Origin of the sequence: Polymorphospora sp. A560 (assembly GCF_045781765.1) — a bacterium.
GTDB lineage: Bacteria > Actinomycetota > Actinomycetes > Mycobacteriales > Micromonosporaceae > Polymorphospora > Polymorphospora lycopeni.
Map to the genome: position 1 here is coordinate 2,783,728 of NZ_CP122282.1, position 17,103 is coordinate 2,800,830.

The 17,103-nt window shown below is 73.2% G+C and carries 8 protein-coding genes and 1 pseudogene; 3 read left to right on the plus strand and 6 right to left on the minus strand.

Features of this window, described 5'->3' with window-relative positions:
• Positions 1 to 11: 11 nt before the first annotated feature.
• A pseudogene (locus QCD66_RS12655) lies at positions 12 to 5,564 on the minus strand (SDR family NAD(P)-dependent oxidoreductase); the annotation flags it as partial.
• Between the two features lie 86 nt (positions 5,565 to 5,650).
• On the opposite strand from QCD66_RS12655, the gene QCD66_RS12660 reads away from it, so the two are divergent.
• Complete coding sequence (locus QCD66_RS12660; protein WP_375733444.1) at positions 5,651 to 7,291, plus strand: fatty acyl-AMP ligase; 1,641 nt, start codon at positions 5,651 to 5,653, stop codon at positions 7,289 to 7,291.
• A 23-nt stretch (positions 7,292 to 7,314) separates the two neighbouring features.
• Positions 7,315 to 9,747 carry a hypothetical protein gene (locus QCD66_RS12665; protein ID WP_375733443.1) on the plus strand — a complete coding sequence of 811 codons (2,433 nt, stop codon included), beginning with the start codon at positions 7,315 to 7,317 and terminating at the stop codon, positions 9,745 to 9,747.
• 48 nt (positions 9,748 to 9,795) lie between these two features.
• Here the strand turns inward: QCD66_RS12665 and QCD66_RS12670 are convergent, their stop codons facing one another.
• The 4 genes from QCD66_RS12670 to QCD66_RS12685 form a co-directional block, all read right to left on the minus strand.
• Positions 9,796 to 11,922, minus strand: a complete 2,127-nt coding sequence (locus tag QCD66_RS12670) for an MMPL family transporter (protein ID WP_375733442.1) — start codon at positions 11,920 to 11,922, stop codon at positions 9,796 to 9,798.
• Between the two features lie 98 nt (positions 11,923 to 12,020).
• On the minus strand, positions 12,021 to 13,745 hold the full coding sequence (locus QCD66_RS12675; protein ID WP_375733441.1) for a class I adenylate-forming enzyme family protein: 1,725 nt from the start codon (positions 13,743 to 13,745) through the stop codon (positions 12,021 to 12,023).
• A gap of 575 nt (positions 13,746 to 14,320) precedes the next feature.
• Complete coding sequence (locus QCD66_RS12680; RefSeq protein ID WP_364217552.1) at positions 14,321 to 14,773, minus strand: pyridoxamine 5'-phosphate oxidase family protein; 453 nt, start codon at positions 14,771 to 14,773, stop codon at positions 14,321 to 14,323.
• An 83-nt stretch (positions 14,774 to 14,856) separates the two neighbouring features.
• The gene (locus tag QCD66_RS12685) at positions 14,857 to 15,306 is read right to left on the minus strand and encodes a DUF6069 family protein (RefSeq protein ID WP_375733440.1); all 450 of its coding nucleotides are present in this window, start codon (positions 15,304 to 15,306) and stop codon (positions 14,857 to 14,859) included.
• Positions 15,307 to 15,544: 238 nt separating this feature from the next.
• On the opposite strand from QCD66_RS12685, the gene QCD66_RS12690 reads away from it, so the two are divergent.
• Positions 15,545 to 16,606 carry a SecDF P1 head subdomain-containing protein gene (locus QCD66_RS12690; protein WP_364217556.1) on the plus strand — a complete coding sequence of 354 codons (1,062 nt, stop codon included), beginning with the start codon at positions 15,545 to 15,547 and terminating at the stop codon, positions 16,604 to 16,606.
• Here QCD66_RS12690 and QCD66_RS12695 read toward each other — a convergent pair.
• Positions 16,589 to 17,002: a VOC family protein gene (locus QCD66_RS12695; protein WP_375733439.1), complete on the minus strand. Its 414-nt coding sequence runs from the start codon at positions 17,000 to 17,002 to the stop codon at positions 16,589 to 16,591. The two genes, QCD66_RS12690 and QCD66_RS12695, sit on opposite strands and share 18 nt — an antisense overlap.
• Positions 17,003 to 17,103 lie beyond the last annotated feature (101 nt).

Below are 17,103 nucleotides of genomic sequence, written 5' to 3' on the forward strand. Positions count from 1 at the left end.
GTGGGTCGCGGTCAGTCGATCAGGTCGTAGAAGTCGTCCTTCGACGCATCGATCTTGTCGCCGCTGGCGTCCACGAGGGACATGAGCCGGCCGAGGGCGTCGGCCACCCGCTTGCGGGACACCCCGTCCATCGCCAGGTGGGACAGGTCGGACTCCAGCCGGCCCAGATCCTCGAGCACCCCGAGCGCGGACGCGGCCCGCTCCGGCACCAGCTCGCCGCGCAGGTAGGCGACCAGTTCGTGCACGCCGGGGTGGTCGAAGACCAGGGTCGCCGGCAGGGTGAGTCTGGTGACGGCGGCCAGCCGGTTGCGCAGCTCGACCGCCGTCAGCGAGTCGAAGCCCAGCTCGGGCAGGCTCCGCGCCGGATCGAGATCGGCGCTCGACCGGTGGCCCAGCACCAGCGCGACCTCGGTGAGCACCAGCTCGCGCAGCACCCGGTCCTGCTCGGCCGGATCGAGCCCGGGCAGGGTACGGGCCAGGTCCGGACCGTCCGACCGAGCCGCGCCACCGCCGGCACCGCCCGCCAGACCCGGCTCCGCGGCGACCGGGACCCCGCCGGCGGGCTGCGCCGGCAGCAGGTCGTGCAGCAGGCTCGGCAGCAGCCGGCGATCCAGCCCCCGCAGCAGGGTCAGGTCCAGGTCGGCGAGGACCGGCAGCGGCGCGTTCGCCGCCAGCGCCCGGTCCAGCAGGGCCAGGCCGGCCTCCGCGGACAGTGGCGCGAGCCCGGCGCGCCGCATCCGGCCCAGCCCGGCGGCGCCGACCTGGTCGGCCATCCCACCCGGCAGTTCCCACAGCCCGAAGGCCAGCGACTGCGCCGGCAGGCCCTGCGCGCGCCGGCGGGCGGCCAGCGCGTCGAGGTAGGCGTTGGCGGCGGCGTACCCGGCCTGGCCCGGCGAGCCGAGCAGGCCGGCGGCGGAGGAGAAGAGGACGAACGCGGCGAGCCCGAGGTCGCGGGTCTGCTCGTGCAGGTGCCACGCGCCGGTCGCCTTCGGGCGCAGCACGGCCGCGATCCGCTCCGGCGTCTGCGTGGCCACGACACCGTCGTCGAGTACGCCGGCCAGGTGCAGCACCGCCGTGAGCGGGTGCTCCGCCGGAACGCCGGCGAGCAGCCCGGCGACCGCCGCCGGATCGGCGATGTCGCAGGCGACGACGCGTACCGAGGCGGCGCCCAGCGCGTCCAGTTCGGCGGCGAGGTCGGCGGCGCCCGGGGCGTCGGGGCCGCGCCGGGAGGTCAGGAGCAGATGTCGGGACCGCCCGTGCTCCAGCAGGTGCCGGGCGACGAGCCGGCCGAGGGCACCGGTGCCGCCGGTGATCAGCACGGTGCCGGCCGGGTCCCAGGACGCGCCCGGGGTGGCAGCGGCGCCGCCTTCCCGCAGGCGGGGCACCAGCACGTCGCCGCCGGCGAGCGCGACCTGCGGCTCGTCGCCGGCGCCGGCCGCGGCGAGCGCCGCCGACGGGACGGGGGCGTCGCCGATCACGTCGATCAGCGTCACCCGGCCCGGATACTCCGACTGCACCGTGCGGAGCAGCCCGCACGCCGCCGCGTGGCCGAGGTCGGCCGGCGCTTCGCCGGTGGCGCCCCGGGTCACCACCGCCAGCCTGGCGGCGGCGAACCGTTGATCGGTCAGCCAGCGCCGCGCCAGCTCGAGGGCGGCGGCGACCGCCCCGGCCGGCTCGTCGCCGCCCGGGGGCAGGGCGGCGAAGACCACGTCGGGCACCGCGGCGTCGGCCGGCAGCTCGTCGAGCCACGTGATCGCGGCGTCGCCCCCGGCCGATGTCCCGGCTCCCGCGTCGTACGGCACCCAGCACAGTTCGTACGTGCCGTCCGGCGGCCGGGCGGCGGCCAACTGGTCGGGGTCGACGGGACGCAGGGCGAGCCGGCGGATCGAGGCGACCGGCGCGCCGGTCGGGTCGGCGAGCGTCACCTCGATCCCGTCGCCGGTGCGGGTCAGCCGGGCGCGGACGGCGGCGGCGCCCCGGGCGTGCACCTGCAGCCCGGTCCAGGAGAACGGCAGCGCCAGCTGGTCGTCGGCGTCGGCACGCAACCCGAGGGCGTGCAGTGCCGCGTCGAGCAGGGCCGGGTGCAGCAGGAACCGGTCCGCCGTCCCGGCCGCCTCGGGCGGCAGCGCGACGTCGGCGAACGTCTCGACACCGCGCTGCCAGGCACGGCCCAGGCCCTGGAAGACGGGCCCGTACTCGTAGCCGGCCGCGCGCAGGTCGGCGTAGCAGTCGGCGGTGGACAACTCGGCGGCGCCGGGCGGCGGCCAGATCCGCAGCCGGGTGGCGTCGCTGTCCCGGACCGGGGCGACGGTGCCGGTGGCGTACCGGGTCCAGGTGCCGCCGGTCGGGCGGGCATGGACGGCCAGCGGCCGGGCGCCGTCGGCGCCGGGCTCGGCGACGACGATCCGGGTCTGCACCGCGCCGGTGTCGGGCAGCGTCAGCGGCGCGTGCAGCAGCAGTTCGGCGACCTCGGGGCAGCCGGCCCGGTCACCGGCGGCGGCCGCCAACTCGGCGAGCAGCGCGCCGGGTACGACGACGGTGCCGCGGATCCGGTGGTCGGCGAGCCACGGCTGGGCGGCCAGCGACAGCTCCCCGGCGAACATCAGCCCGGGGCGCCCGGCGGCGGCCGGCAGCTCGACGGGCTCGCCGAGCACCGGCCGGGTCGGCGGGGTGAGCCAGTACCGCCGGCGCTGGAACGGATAGGTGGGCAGCTCGGCGCGCGGTGCCGGGCCGACGACGGCGGACCAGTCGACGGCGACGCCGAGCGTGAACAGCCGGGCCAGCGCGTGCGTGAACGACTCCGGCTCGGCGCGACCGGTCCGCAGCAGCGGCACGGCGACCGGTCCGGTCGCGGCGTCGGGGGCGTCGCCGGCCGAGTCCAGCACCATGGCCGACAGCGCGCCACCGGGGCCGACCTCCAGGAACCGGGTCACGCCCTGGGCGGCGAGCCACCGTACGCTCTGCGCGAAGCGCACCGGCTGCCGGACGTGCCGGGTCCAGTGCCCGGCGGTGAACTCCTCGACCGGTTCACCGGTCTCGTTGCCGACGACAGGTAGCCGCGGCGCGGCGTGTTCGACGCCTTCGGCCAGGGCGCCGTACTCGGCGAGCATCGGCTCCATCAGTGGCGAGTGGAACGCGTGGCTGACCCGTAGCCGGGTGGTCTTGCGACCCTGCCCGGCGAAGGCGTCGACGAGCTGGTCCACCTCGGCCGCCGGCCCGGCGACGACGACGGCGGTCGGCCCGTTGACCGCGGCGATGCCGGTCTGCCCGGCCGGGTCGAGCAGCGCCTCGACCTCGTGCGGGGCGGCCTGCAGGGCGGCCATCGCCCCGCCGGCCGGCAGGGCCTGCATCAGCCGGGCCCGGCCGGCGACGAGGCGGGCGGCGTCGGCGAGGGAGAGCACGCCGGCCACGTGGGCGGCGGTCAGCTCGCCGATCGAGTGGCCGAGCAGGTAGTCGGGGCGTACCCCGGCGCGTCGCAACCGGCGGTAGAGGGCGACCTCGACAGCGAAGAGCGCGGGCTGGGTGTAGCCGGTCTGGTCGAGCAGGTCCGGCTCGTCGTCGATGACGGTCCGCAGCGGACGGTCGAGGTACGGGTCGAAGGCGGCGCAGACCTCGGCCAGGTCGGCGGCGAACTCCGGGTCGGCGGCGGCGAGTTCGCGGCCCATGCCCTGCCGCTGCGCGCCCTGGCCGGGGAAGACGACGGCGAGTTTGCCCTCGGCGACGGTGCCGGTCACCACCGCCGGGTGCGGCCGGCCGGCCGCCAGGTCGGCGAGGCCGGCGGGTTCGAGCACGACGGCCCGGTGCGCGAACGCGGTGCGGCCGGCGGTCGCCACCGCCACCTCGGGCAGCGGCTGCTCCGGCCGGCGACGCAGGTGGCTTTCGAGTTGGCGGGCCTGCTCGCGCAGCGCGGGCGCGGTGCGCGCGGAGAGCACCAGCGGCGCCGGGCCGGGGCGCGCCGGGGCGGGGGAGGGGGCCGGCGGCGCCTCCTCGATGATGACGTGCGCGTTGGTGCCGCTGATGCCGAACGACGACACGGCGGCGCGGCGCGGTACGGCCCCGGCCGGCCAGGGCTGGGCGTCGGTGAGCAGCCGCAGCGGGCCGGCGGACCAGTCCACGAACGGGGTCGGCTCGTCCACGTGCAGGGTGCGGGGCAGCCGCTCGTGCCGCAGCGCGAGCGTCATCTTGATGACCCCGGCGACACCGGCCGCCGCCTGGGTGTGCCCGATGTTCGACTTGACCGAGCCGAGCCAGAGCGGCCGTCGCCGGTCCGGGCCGTACGCGTCGAGCAGGGCCCGGGCCTCGATCGGGTCGCCGAGCCGGGTCCCGGTGCCGTGTGCCTCGACGACGTCCACATCGGCCGGTCGCAGCCCGGCGTCGGCGAGCGCGTCGGCGATCAGCCGCTGCTGGGAGGGCCCGTTCGGCGCGGTGAGTCCGTTCGACGCCCCGTCGGAGTTGACCGCGCTGCCGCGCAGGATGGCCAGTACCGGCCGGCCGTGCCGGCGGGCGTCGGAGAGCCGTTCCAGGACGAGTACGCCGGCTCCCTCGGCCCACCCGGTTCCGTCGGCCGCCGCCGCGAACGGCTTGCACCGGCCGTCGGGAGCCAGGCCGCGCTGGCGGCTGAACTCGGTGAAGACCAGCGGCGTTCCGATCACGGTCACCCCGCCGGCCAGGGCGAGCGAGCACTCGCCCGCGCGCAGCGAGCGGGCGGCCAGGTGGAGCGCGACCAGCGACGACGAGCAGGCGGTGTCGACCGACAGCGAGGGCCCCTCCAGGCCCAGCGTGTACGACACCCGGCCGGAGACGACGCTCGACGCGTTGCCGGCCAGCAGGAAACCGGCGACGTCGGGCGGGATGGCGCCCAGCCGGGGCGCGTAGTCGGCGCCGATGACACCGGTGAAGACGCCGGTGCGGCTGCCGCGCAGCCGGTGCGGGTCGATGCCGGCCCGCTCCAGCGCCTCCCAGGTGGTCTCCAGCATCAGCCGCTGCTGCGGGTCGGTGGCGAGCGCCTCGCGTGGGGAGAGTCCGAAGAATCCGGCGTCGAAGTCACCGGCGCCGTAGAGGAAGCCGCCGTGCCGGGCGTAGGTGGTGCCGGGATGCTCCGGGTCCGGGTGGAAAACGTCCGGGTCCCAGCCACGGTCGATCGGGAACGCGCCGATCCCGTCGTGCCCCTCGATGAGGTTCGCCCAGAATTCGTCCGGAGTGGACGCATTGCCAGGAAAGCGGCACGCCATCGCCACGATCGCGATCGGGTCGGCCGACGGATCGGGACCGGCGGAAGCGCCGGCTACCGGGGCCGGCGCTGCCGCGGCGGCGGGCGGATTCGTCCGTGCGGCCAGGTATCCGGCCAAAGTGGCCGGATTGGGATAGTCGAAGGCCAGCGTGCCCGCCAACTCCAGGCCGCTCGCGTCAGCCAGCCGTTCGGCGAGTTCCAACGCGCTCAGCGAGTCGAAACCGAGTTCGGCGAACGCGCCGTCCGGGGGCACGTCCTCGGGTGCGCGGCCGAGCACCGCGGCCACCTCGGCGCGGACGACATCCAACCATTGCTGCGTCTCGCGGTCACCCACGACTGCCACCTTCCGGCGTGATCATCCACCCTTGGTTTCCGGCATGTTACTGCCTAGGCTGTCGTCATGATCGTGACTGGACCGACGTGAGCCGTTTCGTAGAGGCAATGGTCGACGCCGCCGCCCGATCGCGACGCGGCATGGTCACCGGGGCACCCGCGGCACCCTCGCGGCGCACCTGGGGACAGCTACACGCCGCCGCCATGCGCACCGCGGCGGCGCTGGTCGAGAGTGGACTCTCGGCCCGCCAGGCGGTCGCGATCCTCGCCGGCGAGCCGGTGGACGTCGCCCGCGTCGTGCGGGCCACCTGGCTGGCCGGCGGCAGCGTCACCATGCTGCACCAGCCGACGCCGCGGACGGATCTCGCCGCCTGGGCCGAGGACACGGTGCGCGTACTGCGCATGATCGACGCGCGGCTGGTGCTGCTCGGCGCGCCGTTCGAGGCGATGGCCGCCGTCCTGGACGCGCAGGGCATCGCCTACCGGATGATCTCCGACCTGGACAGTGACCGGGAGTTCGAGATCGTGCCGGCCGCCGAGACCGACACCGCGCTGCTGCAGCTGACCAGTGGCTCGACCGCCGAGCCGAAGGCGGTCCAGATCAGCCACGGCAACCTGTACGCCAACGTCTCCGACACGATCGCGCACATCGAGTGCGGCGACGACGACGTGATGGTCACCTGGCTGCCGCTTTTCCACGACATGGGCATGGTCGGCTGCCTGGTCGTGCCGATGGTCTCCGGCTTCGAGCTGGTCAGCGTCACCCCGCCGGAGTTCCTGCGCCGGCCACTGCTGTGGGCCGAACTGATGACCGAGTACGGCGGCACGATCACCGCCGCGCCCAACTTCGCGTACGCGATCCTGGCCCGCCAGCTCGCCCGCGCCGAGGCCGGATCCCTGGACCTGTCCCGGATGCGGATCGCGTTCAACGGCGCCGAACCGATCGACCCCGCCTCGGTGGAAGCCCTGACCACGGCCGGCGCCCGCTTCGGGCTGCGCCCGACGGTGATCAACTGCTGCTACGGCGCCGCCGAGAGCGCCCTGGTCATCTCGCTCTCACCGCTCGGCGACCCGATGGTCCTCGACACCGTCGACGCACTCGAACTGGAGAAGAACCGGCGCGCGGTGCCGGTCACCGGCGAACCCACGGGCGCCGTACGCCGGCTGCCGCTGCTCGGCCCCGCCTTCCCGAGCGTCGACGTCCGGGTCGTCGACGAGTCCGGCGCCGAACTCGGCGACCGCGAGGTCGGCCGGCTGCAACTGCGCGGCGAGTCGGTCACCGCCGGCTATCTCACCGAGCAGGGGCCGGTCGCGGCCCTCGACGAGGACGGCTGGCTCGAGATCGGCGACGAGGGCTACCGCGTCGACGGCCAACTCGTCGTCTGCGGCCGGGCCAAGGAGGTCATCATCATGGCCGGCCGCAACATCTACCCGACCGACATCGAGCGGGCGGCCGCCACCGTCGACGGTGTGCGGACCGGCAACGTGGCGGCGGTCCGGATGCTGGCCGGCGACGGCGTGGACCGGGAATCGTTCGCGGTACTGGTCGAGTCGCGCCTGGCCGGTGACGCCGACGCCGAGCGGAACCTGCGCGACGCCGTGGTCAACCGGGTCGTCGCCGAGATCGACGCCCGGCCGGCCACCGTCGTGGTGCTGCCCCCCGGCTCACTGCCGAAGACCCCGTCCGGCAAGCTGCGGCGGTCGGCGGCCCGCACCCTCGTCCCCTGACCCGATCCGAAGAGGAATTTTCGATGCGTTCACTCGATCAGGCCCGGACCCTGTGCGAGTCGTACCTGCCGGGCCTGATCGACGGGCTCACCGAGCTGCCGTTCGACCGGCGCGAGGCGCCGGGCGGCGCCACCCTGCCGGTCTTCCGTAACGCGGGCGGCCCCGGTCTGGTGGTCCCCAAGGACTACGGCGGGCTGGGCGCCACCCCGCTGGACGCCGTCCGGGTCACCCGGGCGATCGGCTCGCTCGCGCCGTCGCTCGCGGTCGCCACCACCATGCACCACTTCTCGGTGGCGACGCTGTTCACCTTTGCCGAGAGCATCAAGAACTCCGGCATGGAGTGGGCGCTGCTCGAGGCGATCACCAGCCGCAACCTGCTGGTCTCCTCCGGGTTCGCCGAGGGCCGCCCGGCACAGGGCATCCTCGCCCCCACCATGACCGCCACCCCGGTCGAGGGCGGCTACCGGATAAACGGGTCCAAGAAGCCGTGCAGCCTGACCCACTCGATGGACCTGCTCACCGCCAGCGTCTCGGTGCCGGCCAGCGACGGCGGGACGCAGACGGCGTTCCTGCTGATGCCGGCGACGCTGCGCGGGATCAGCCGGCATCCGTTCTGGGGGAGCAGCGTGCTCGCCGGGGCGGAGAGCGACGAGATCCGGCTGACCGACGTCTTCATCGAGGACGAGCTGGTCATCCCGACCGAGAACGGTCCGGACGGGATGCTCGACGACCTGCAGACCGTCGGGTTCATCTGGTTCGAGCTGCTGATCACCGCCTCCTATCTCGGCATGGCCAGCGCGCTCGTCGAACGCGCGCTGACCGCCGGAAGGGGCGGGACCACCGAGCGGGCCGCGCTCGCGACCAGGCTGGAGACCGCCACCCAACTGATCGAGGGAGCGGCCCGCGCGCTGATGGCGGGCGAGACGGACAGCGGTGCCCTGGCCCGGGTGCTGATGGCCCGGTACGGCGCCCAGGACGCGCTCACCGACGCCGCCCAGCGGGCCGTCGAACTGCTCGGCGGGATGTCCTTCATCGGCTCCCCGGACGTGGCGTACCTGATCGCGGCCTGCCAGTGTGTCGCGTTCCATCCGCCGTCGCGCGGCAGCGTCGCGGCGTCGCTGCTCGACTACGTGGACGGGACGGGTCCGTTCATCTTCTCCGACACGCGGCCGGCCGACCCGACCTCGACCGCGCCGCGCCCCGCCGACCCGGCACGGTCGACCGCCCCGGTGCCGACCCAAGCGGTGCCGGCCGAAGCGGTGCCGGCCGAGCCGGTACGGGCCGAGCCGGTACGGGCCGAATCGGCACCGGACGACTCGGTGCCGGCCGGACCGGCCGTCACCGGGACCGGTCCGGCGGCGGGGGTCGCACGGCCCAGCCCCGAGACCAGGAGTCCGGCCACGGTCACCGTGCCCGCCCCGCGGCAGATGGCGGAGCCGGTGGCCGTCGCGTACGACCCGCAGCCCGTCACGCCGCGCACGGCCGGGCAGACCTCGACGGCGACCGCGAGCGACGCGGCCGACTGGGACCAGGCGATGTCGCTCTTCGACGGGGCCGAGGGGATCCGGCTGACCCCGGCCGACTGCGACCTGCGCTACTGGTTCGCCAACGTGCCGCAACGTACCCTGCGCGGCAACATCGTCGGATATTCCCCCGACCTGGTCACGCCGGACTTCCTGCGCGAGCCGGGGCCGCTGCGGGATGCGCTGGTCCAGGAGGTGGCGTTCCGCGCGCTGGCCGAGGAGCGGGCCGCCCGCGCGATCGGCTACCTGGTGGCGTGCGCACCGGACTCCGCCACGGTCGAGTTCTACGCGACCCAGCTGATGGACGAGACCCGGCACTCCATGATCTTCCGCAACCACCTGCGCAACCTCGGCGTGGACGCGAGCGACGTGGACGCCGTCATCGCCGCGCAGACCGCGACGGACCGGGCGGCGATCCTCGACCCGTTGGAGGAGCTGGGCATCCCGATCGTCCGGGAGCGGCGGGACTTCCTCGGCGGCGTGGTCCTGCTGACGATCCTGATCGAGGGGTTCCTCGCCCCGTCGTTCGAGCTGAGCGAGCGCAAGTGGCGGCCGATCGATCCGCGGATGGCGGACATGGAGAAGGGTGCCGGGATCGACGAGGTACGACACCTCGCCGTCGGCACCTCGATCATCCGCGACGCCGTGCACCAGAACCCGGACGAGCGCGACCGGCTCGTGGAGATCATCCGCGAGGGGATGCGGCTGTGGGAGCAGTTGCCGGTCGGTGACCAGCTGACCCGGTGGGAGAACTGGTTCCAGGAGGGCATCGTCCCGCACCACGAGCTGATCGGCGACTACGAGGCCTGGGACGGCCGCCGGCTGGTCGACACGACGGCGCAGGAGCGGATCCAGAAGGCGCTCGAGGTGACCAGCACCGTGCACTCGACCCGGCTCACCGACATGGGGCTGGGCCGGGCACTCATCTTCTGAGCAGCGACCAGGCGGCCGGGGCGGTCCGGGGACCGCCCCGGCCGCGTGTCAGCCGTTCTCGCGGATGCCCCAGCGGCGGTAGAGCGGGCGCAGCGGTCCCGGTAGCCACCAGTTGAGGTCGCCGAGCAGCCGCATGGTCGCCGGCATCAGCAGCGCCCGGACGATGGTGGCGTCGACGATGACCGCGATCGCCAGCCCCACCCCGATGATCTTCACGACCAGCACGCTGGACGTCGCGAACGACACGATGACCACCACCAGCAGCAGGGCCGCGCTGGTGATGATCCGGCCCGAGCGTTGCAGCCCGATCGCCACCGCCTCGGTGTTGTCGCCGGTCAGGTCGTACTGCTCGCGGATCCGGGAGAGCAGGAACACCTCGTAGTCCATGGAGAGCCCGAACGCCACCGCGAAGATCAGGATCGGTTGTACGACGTCGATGTTGCCGGTGGAGGTGAACCGGAACAGGTCGGCGAGGTGACCGTCCTGGAAGATCCAGACCACCGCGCCGAACGCCGCGGTCAGGCTGAGGATGTTCATCAGGATCGCCTTGACCGGCAGGACCAGCGAGCCGAAGGCGAAGAAGAGCAGTACGAAGGTGGTGGCGATGACCAGTAGCGCCATCCAGGGCAGCCGCTCGGCGAGCATGTCCATCAGGTCGGCGAAGCCGGCGGCGTCGCCGCCGACCAGCACCGTTCCGCCCGGTGGCGGCTCGACCGCGCGGACCGCGTCGACCAGTTCCCGCCCCTCGGCGGAGATCGGCTCGACGTCGGACCGGATGGTGATCCGGGCGGTGTCCCCCTCGGCGCCGGTGACGTCGGCCCGCCCGACGCCGGGTACGGCGGTCACCCGCTCCAGGTAGCCGGCGAGCTGCTGCTGTCCGGCCGGCTCGCCGACAGGTCCGGCCAGCGTGACGATCGCGTCGGTCGCGCGGGTGACACTGTCCGGAAAGGACTCCTCGAGGGCGACCTGGACCTGCCGGCTCTCGGCGCTGGCCGGCAGCACCCGGGTGTCCAGCCAGCCGTACGAGATCCGCAGGAACGGCAGCCCGAGCAGCACCAGGAGGACGACGACGCTCGTCGCGACCAGGACCGGCCGGCGCATCACGGTCCGGGCGATCCGGGCCCAGGCGCCCGCGTCGGGGTCGGGCGCGGCGGCCGTACAGCGACGGCGTTCCTTCAGCCGCGGGCCGAGCAGGGCGAGCATGGCGGCCATCGCGGTCAGCGAGAAGAAGCCGGCGAGCAGCACCGCCGCCACCCCGCCGATGGCGACGGAGCGCAGGAAGACCTGGGGAAAGACGGCGAGGCTGGCCAGGGCGAGGGCGACGGTGACCGCGGAGACCACGATGGTCCGACCGGCGGTGACCATGGTGCGGCGCAGGGCCTGCGGGACCGTCTGGCCGGTGCCGAGTTCCTCCCGGAACCGGCTGACCATGAACAGGCTGTAGTCGACGGCGAGGCCGAGGCCGAGCAGGGTGACCACGTTGACGGCGAAGATCGAGATGTCGGTGAACTGGGCCAGCAGGCGCAGACCGGCCAGCGATCCGACGATCGCGAGCACTCCGACGAGCACCGGCAGCAGCGCGGCCAGCAGGTTGCGGAAGATCAGGATGAGGAGCAGGAAGAGCACGGGTACGGCGAGCGCCTCGGCGCGGATCAGGTCGGTGCGGCTCTGCGTGTTGACGTCGTCGAAGACGGCGAGCGGCCCGCCGACCGAGACGTCGAGGTCGGGGCTGGTCAACTGCTCCTTGATGGCCAGGAAGTTGGTCAGCCGGTCGTTCTCGGTCGCGCCGGCGACCTGCACCGCCGCGAACGTCGCCCGCTGGTCGGTGCCGACCAGGGTGCTCTCGCCGGTCCGCCAGTAGTCGACCACCCCTTCGATCCGGGCCGGCGGAAGCCGGTCGAGGACGGCCCGGGCCGCGTCCCGGTACGCCGGGTCGGCGACGGTCCAGCGGTCACTGTGGAACAGCACCACCACGTCGGCGTCGTTGCGGCCGAGCCGTTCCCGTTCGGTGTCGGCGGCCCGCGAGCTCTCGCTGGCGGCGTAGGTGAAGCCGCCACCGGCCAGGTCGTCGAAGGCGTTCGCTCCCCAGGCGCCGGCGGCGACCAGGAAGACGGCCGAGGCACCGATCAGCCACCACCGCGCCTGGTGCGCGAGCCGACCGAGCAGGTCCAACATGGGTGTTCCCTTCGCTCGACCGCGTACGGTCGCCGGACCGGCTGTGGCGCCGGCCGCACGGGCCGGCGCCACAGTGGTGTCTCAGTGTTCGGCGGTGCTCAGGTCCAGCGGCCGATGCCGATCGCCTGCGAGCCGGAGAACAGCTGCTCGCGCAGCGCCACCCGGCGGATCTTCCACGTTCCGGTACGCGGGAACTCGTCCCACCGGATCTGGATCGGATCGGCCATCGGGCCGAGGTCGGCGACCGCGCGCGTCCAGTCCTCCTTGGACAGTGGTACGTCGTCCAGGGTGCTGACCACCGGCACCGGCAGTTCCCCGGCGCGGGGCAGGACGACGACCTCGGTCGTGTATTCGATCCGGTCCAGGATCAGGTCCTCGAACTCGATCGCACTGCCGCCGGGAATCCGGTCGATCTCCCGGTCCACGATCCGTACGGCGCCCCACTTGTTCATGATCCCGAGGTCACCGGTGTTCCACCAGTTGCCGTTGACCTTCAGGTCGTGCCGGTCCTGCTCGCCGACGTAGGCGAGGCACCGGCCCGGCTGGTCGATCTCGATCAGGCCGACCTCGCCACGCGGCACCTCCTTGCCGGTCACCGGGTCGATCGCCCGCATCTTGGCGTGGAACGGCATCGGCCAGCCGATCAACTGGGTCGGCGGCGGCCGGTGCCCCTTGCGCTTGACCACGAAGCGGAAGAACGGCCGGATCGCCAGCGCGCCGTTCTCGGTCTGGCTCCACGACTGGACCCAGATCGGGAACTTGTGCTTCGTCGCGGCCATGAACGTGCGGATGGTCCGGGTGTGGATGGCGTCGAACGAGTTGACGTACTCCCGGACGTTGCTGAACAGGCCGGCGGGGTCGCGGGCCAGCGGCTCCCAGGCGAGGTAGATGTTCGGCAGCGCCTCGACCAGGGTCGGCTTGTGTTCCAGGATCAGTTCCCGGACCCGCGGCGAGAGCGGGTCGGACAGGAAGATCACCTTGGGTCCGATCGCCGCCATCGCGAGCTGCATCGTCGCCAGCCGCTCATGCGTGTACGGGTCGCAGAACGCCACCGTGTCGCTGCGCTTGAGCGCGAACCCGGGCCACCGCTCGACCTCGAGGATCGCCAGCGAATAGATGGACTCGGCGGAGTGCATGACCAGCTTCGGGATGCCGGTGGTGCCCGAGGTGTGGGTGATGACCATCGGCTCGGAGAACTCGCGCATGCTCGGCTGGACCGCGGGCGCGTCCTTGAAGTCGTCGAGCTGCAACACGTCCGGCCGGTCGGCGACCGGGTCGACGCTGATCGTGCGGACCGTGTCCTGCTCGGTCACCTCGGCGGTGATGCCGCACTTCTCGATGTGGTGCCGGTCGGTGAGCAGGAACGGCCGCTCCAGCCGCTTCAGCATCGGGATCATCGCCTCCGGACCGTACGATCCGGAGAACATGCACGGGATGGCGCCGATCCGGGCGATGGCGCACTCGAGGATGACGATGTCCATGTGGTTGGCCTTGAGGACCGCCACCCGGTCCCACGGCCGTACGCCGGCCTGGTGCAACCAGGCCGCGGCCCGGTCGACGAGCGCGGCCCACTCGGTGTAGGTGCGGCTCACCGGCCCGGCCGGGTCGATGTCGAGGGGACGGTCGGCGATGACGAGCTCGTCCGGGGCGGTCTTGGCCGCCACGTGCCAGGTCTCGCCGATCTTGGAGTGCTTGGGTAGCCGGGAGAAAGGACTGAGCCGGCGACGGTAGCGGGTCGGCGTGAAGTGCGTAAGGAAGCGGGGTATGGGCCGCTGCGGCTCGACGCCGTCGCCGGTCGCTGCCTTCTCGGCAGATGAAGTCACGGGATCCTCCGTTCTGCGGGGGCAGAGGAATGTCGGCGGCCCGTCGGTTTTACCGGCAGCCAACTTGCCGGTAACAATAACTAGATCACCCTGTGCAGACCACGGGTGATCGCGATCTTCAAGCTTTGATCGTCGACAACCCACGCCAATGTGGACATTTGTCGCACCGTCCGAAGTCGCCGGACGCATCCGCCCTGGCTCGAACTGCCTCGCGGGCAACGCCATCGATGGATACCGGCGGCTTGCCGAGTGACCCGCAAGGAGTTGGAATGCCCGGTCGCCCGAGCACGCGTTGACGTCCTGGGCCGTGATCGGCCCGTCATCGCGGGCTGCCTTCGACAGTGCGGTACGGCGAGCACTCGCCGGGTTTCTGTGCCGTCCGCGTCTTCTGCTGTTCCCGATTCCACGCAGGTCAGCTCGGTGCTCTTCGGGCGGTCGGGCAGGCGCCGCCGCTGTTCGTGGATTGGGCGGGGTGCGGCGACGGCCACACCCCGCCCGCGGTGTTGTCAGTTGCCGGCCGTCGTACCCGCCCTGACATCGATCACCGAGGCGGCGACGGAGGCGTTCGGCGCCGGTTACCCGCGCTCGACCCTGCGCAGCCCGTGCGTGGGCGTCCACCACTCGACGACGAGCGTCGTGGCCTTGTCGTCGAGGTGGGTGTGCACGACGTCGGTGATGTCGGCGTGGAAGCGGTCGCCGTCCGCCCCGGTGCTCGACCCCGCGACGATCACACGGCCGGAGATCTTCGCCTCGCCCGGCCACTGCGCCTCGGCGCCCTCGACCGGATCGACGGTGGCGCTGTGCAGGGCGAACCGTGGATCCCGCCGCAGGTCAGCGCCCTTGCGGGCGTTCGGCATCGAGCCGAGGACCACTTCGCCGTCCTCGAAGGCCGCCTCGATGCCGGAGATCCGTGGCGAGCCGTCGGCCCGCAGGGTGGCGATCGTCTTGTGCTTGTGTGCGTCGAAGAGCGCCCGTACGCGCCGCGCGAACTCCGGCGCCGCCTGTTCCACGTCCCGCCATGCTGTCATCCGCCCAGGGTCGCATCGAACGACCCCGCGTGGCGGTGCCACGCGGATGACGCGCCGATGTCTCCGCCGCCCGGGGCGGGTGGTCATGGCGCTGCGGTCAGCGGCGGGGCGGCCGGCTGCGTGAGCGAGCGGATGGCGAGCAGGCCGGCGACCGAGATCGGCGCGAGGGTCACGTGGCACAGCGCGAGCGCGATCTTGCCGGTGGTGTCGAGGTCGGACGGGAGCGTCATGGCCGGGATCGAGAGCAGCGCCAGGACCGGGGCGACGACGAGCGCGACGGGGATGACCCAGTGCCACCACCGGCTCAGGAGCACTGCGGCCGTCAGGCCCACGGCCAGCGGCACGGCGGTGAAGCCGACGAGAGTGAGTGGTTCGACGTGTGTCGACTGGCCGCCGGCGGTGAAGACATAGGTGGCGCCGGCGCCCCGGCCGACGGCGTAGATGATCAGGTTGACCACCACGGCGAACAGGACGGTGGCGGCCACGACGCCGGGGCGGCCCAGCCGGCGGGCGAGTGAGGCGATGGTGTTCATGACTTGGCCTCCTGGATCTGGCTCTGGTGCACGGACCGGAGCCGTCTCGGTGGGGTCGAACACGGCGGGCACCGCGGAGCCCGCCAACGAGGCGCTGCCGGCGTCGGTGGTCGGCCCTTCGGCGCAAGGTCAAAGATATCCGTCTTTGCCTGTGTGGGAACCGGTCGAAGTAAAGGAAGATCGCCGTCGGTGGATGTTCATGCGGGCTTATATCGACAAACCGTTCTAGGCTCGACGTGTGTATCCCGCGCCCCCACCCGCCGGCCCGCCCCCACCCGCCACGGGAGTTCCGCGCCCCGACCGGACGCTCGTCGTGGTCGTCGCCGTGCTGGCCGGGGCCGCGCTGCTCGGCATCCTCGCCTGTGGCGGCGCGGCCTTCCTGCTGCGCGACCGCCTCCTCGGCGACTCCCGCGCCACGACGCTCACCGTGGAGGCGGTGACGGCCGACGGCTCCGCACCCGGGCGGGCCGATCTCGAACGGACCCGCGACGTGCTCGCCGACCGGCTCGCCGCCGCCGAACTGGACCGGCCGTCGGTCGACATCGAAGGCGACCGCCTCGTGCTGCGGGTGGGCGGAACCGGGCACGAGGACGACCTGCGGTCGCTCGCGGGCACCGGGGAACTGGGCTTCCGTCGCGTCCTCGGCGCGGTCGCCGACCAGGGCACGGGCGGTGCGACGCCGTCCACTCCGGACCAGGGGCCGGTGCCGGCGCGGGACGAGGTCGCCGCGAAGCTCGGCCCGGCCTACCGGTTGGCCGAGACGATCACGACACCCGGTCCGCTGGACCCGGCCACCGTGCGCGGGCTGGCGCCGTTCGCCGCGCTCACCCCCGCGGAGGTCGCCGCCCTGCCGCCCGACATGCGGTTCCGCGTGCCGACCGTCACCTGCGCCCAGCTGACGGCTTGGCCGGTGGGAGGCCCGGCGACCGAGCCGACCGTCGCCTGCGACGCGGCCGATCCGCCGGTCAAATACCTGCTCGACGTCGTGCGGGTCGGCAGCGCCGATGTCGGGAACGCCGAGGCGAAGCCGAACCAGACCGGGCAGTGGATCGTCGCCGTCAGCTTCACCGACGCCGGCCAGCGGCGGTGGACGGACCTGACCAGGGAGACGGCCGGTGCGGGCAGCGACAACCAGGTGGCCGTCGTGCTCGACAACCTCGTGGTGTCGGCGCCGGCGGTCCAGGGTGTGATCACCGGCGACACCGAGATCAGCGGCCGGTTCACCAGGGACCGGGCCATGCTGCTCGCCGCGCAGATCGGTTCCGACCCGCTGCCGCTGGTGCTACGCGTCGTCGGATAGGGCCGGTCCCGACGCCGGACCTGATCGGCCCTGCTCCTGCACCGGACGTGACAGCAGGCAGAACTCGTTGCCTTCCGGATCGGCGAGCACGACCCAGCTCACGTCGGCCGGCTGTCCCACGTCGACGGGTCGCGCACCGAGGTTGAGCAGCCGGTCAAGCTCCTCCGCGGTGGACACGCCGTCGGCACGCAGGTCGAAATGCAACCGGTTCTTGACCACCTTGCCCTCGGGTACGGCCACCACGTCGATCATCGGCCAGGAACGGTCGGCGGCCGCGATGGTGATCACCTCGGCATCCTCGTCGACGATCCGCCAGCCGAGCACCGAGCACCAGAAGTCGGCGATCAGCCGCGGGCGGGTGGCGTCGATGGCGATGACGGCAAGACGGCTCGGCATCCCGTCATCTTTCACCCACGCGGCGATGCGCCCGCTCCTGGGCGGCGCTCGTCGGGCCGGCCGGCCACGTGGAGCGCGATCCGGCCGGCACCCGGCCCGGG

Excerpts from the sequence above, each read along its gene's own strand:
- QCD66_RS12695 (WP_375733439.1), bottom strand. The coding sequence starts at position 17,002 with ATGCCGAGCCGTCTTGCCGTCATCGCCATCGACGCCACCCGCCCGCGG.
- QCD66_RS12670 (WP_375733442.1), bottom strand. The coding sequence starts at position 11,922 with ATGTTGGACCTGCTCGGTCGGCTCGCGCACCAGGCGCGGTGGTGGCTG.
- QCD66_RS12685 (WP_375733440.1), bottom strand. The coding sequence starts at position 15,306 with ATGAACACCATCGCCTCACTCGCCCGCCGGCTGGGCCGCCCCGGCGTC.
- QCD66_RS12680 (WP_364217552.1), bottom strand. The coding sequence starts at position 14,773 with ATGACAGCATGGCGGGACGTGGAACAGGCGGCGCCGGAGTTCGCGCGG.
- QCD66_RS12665 (WP_375733443.1), top strand. The coding sequence starts at position 7,315 with ATGCGTTCACTCGATCAGGCCCGGACCCTGTGCGAGTCGTACCTGCCG.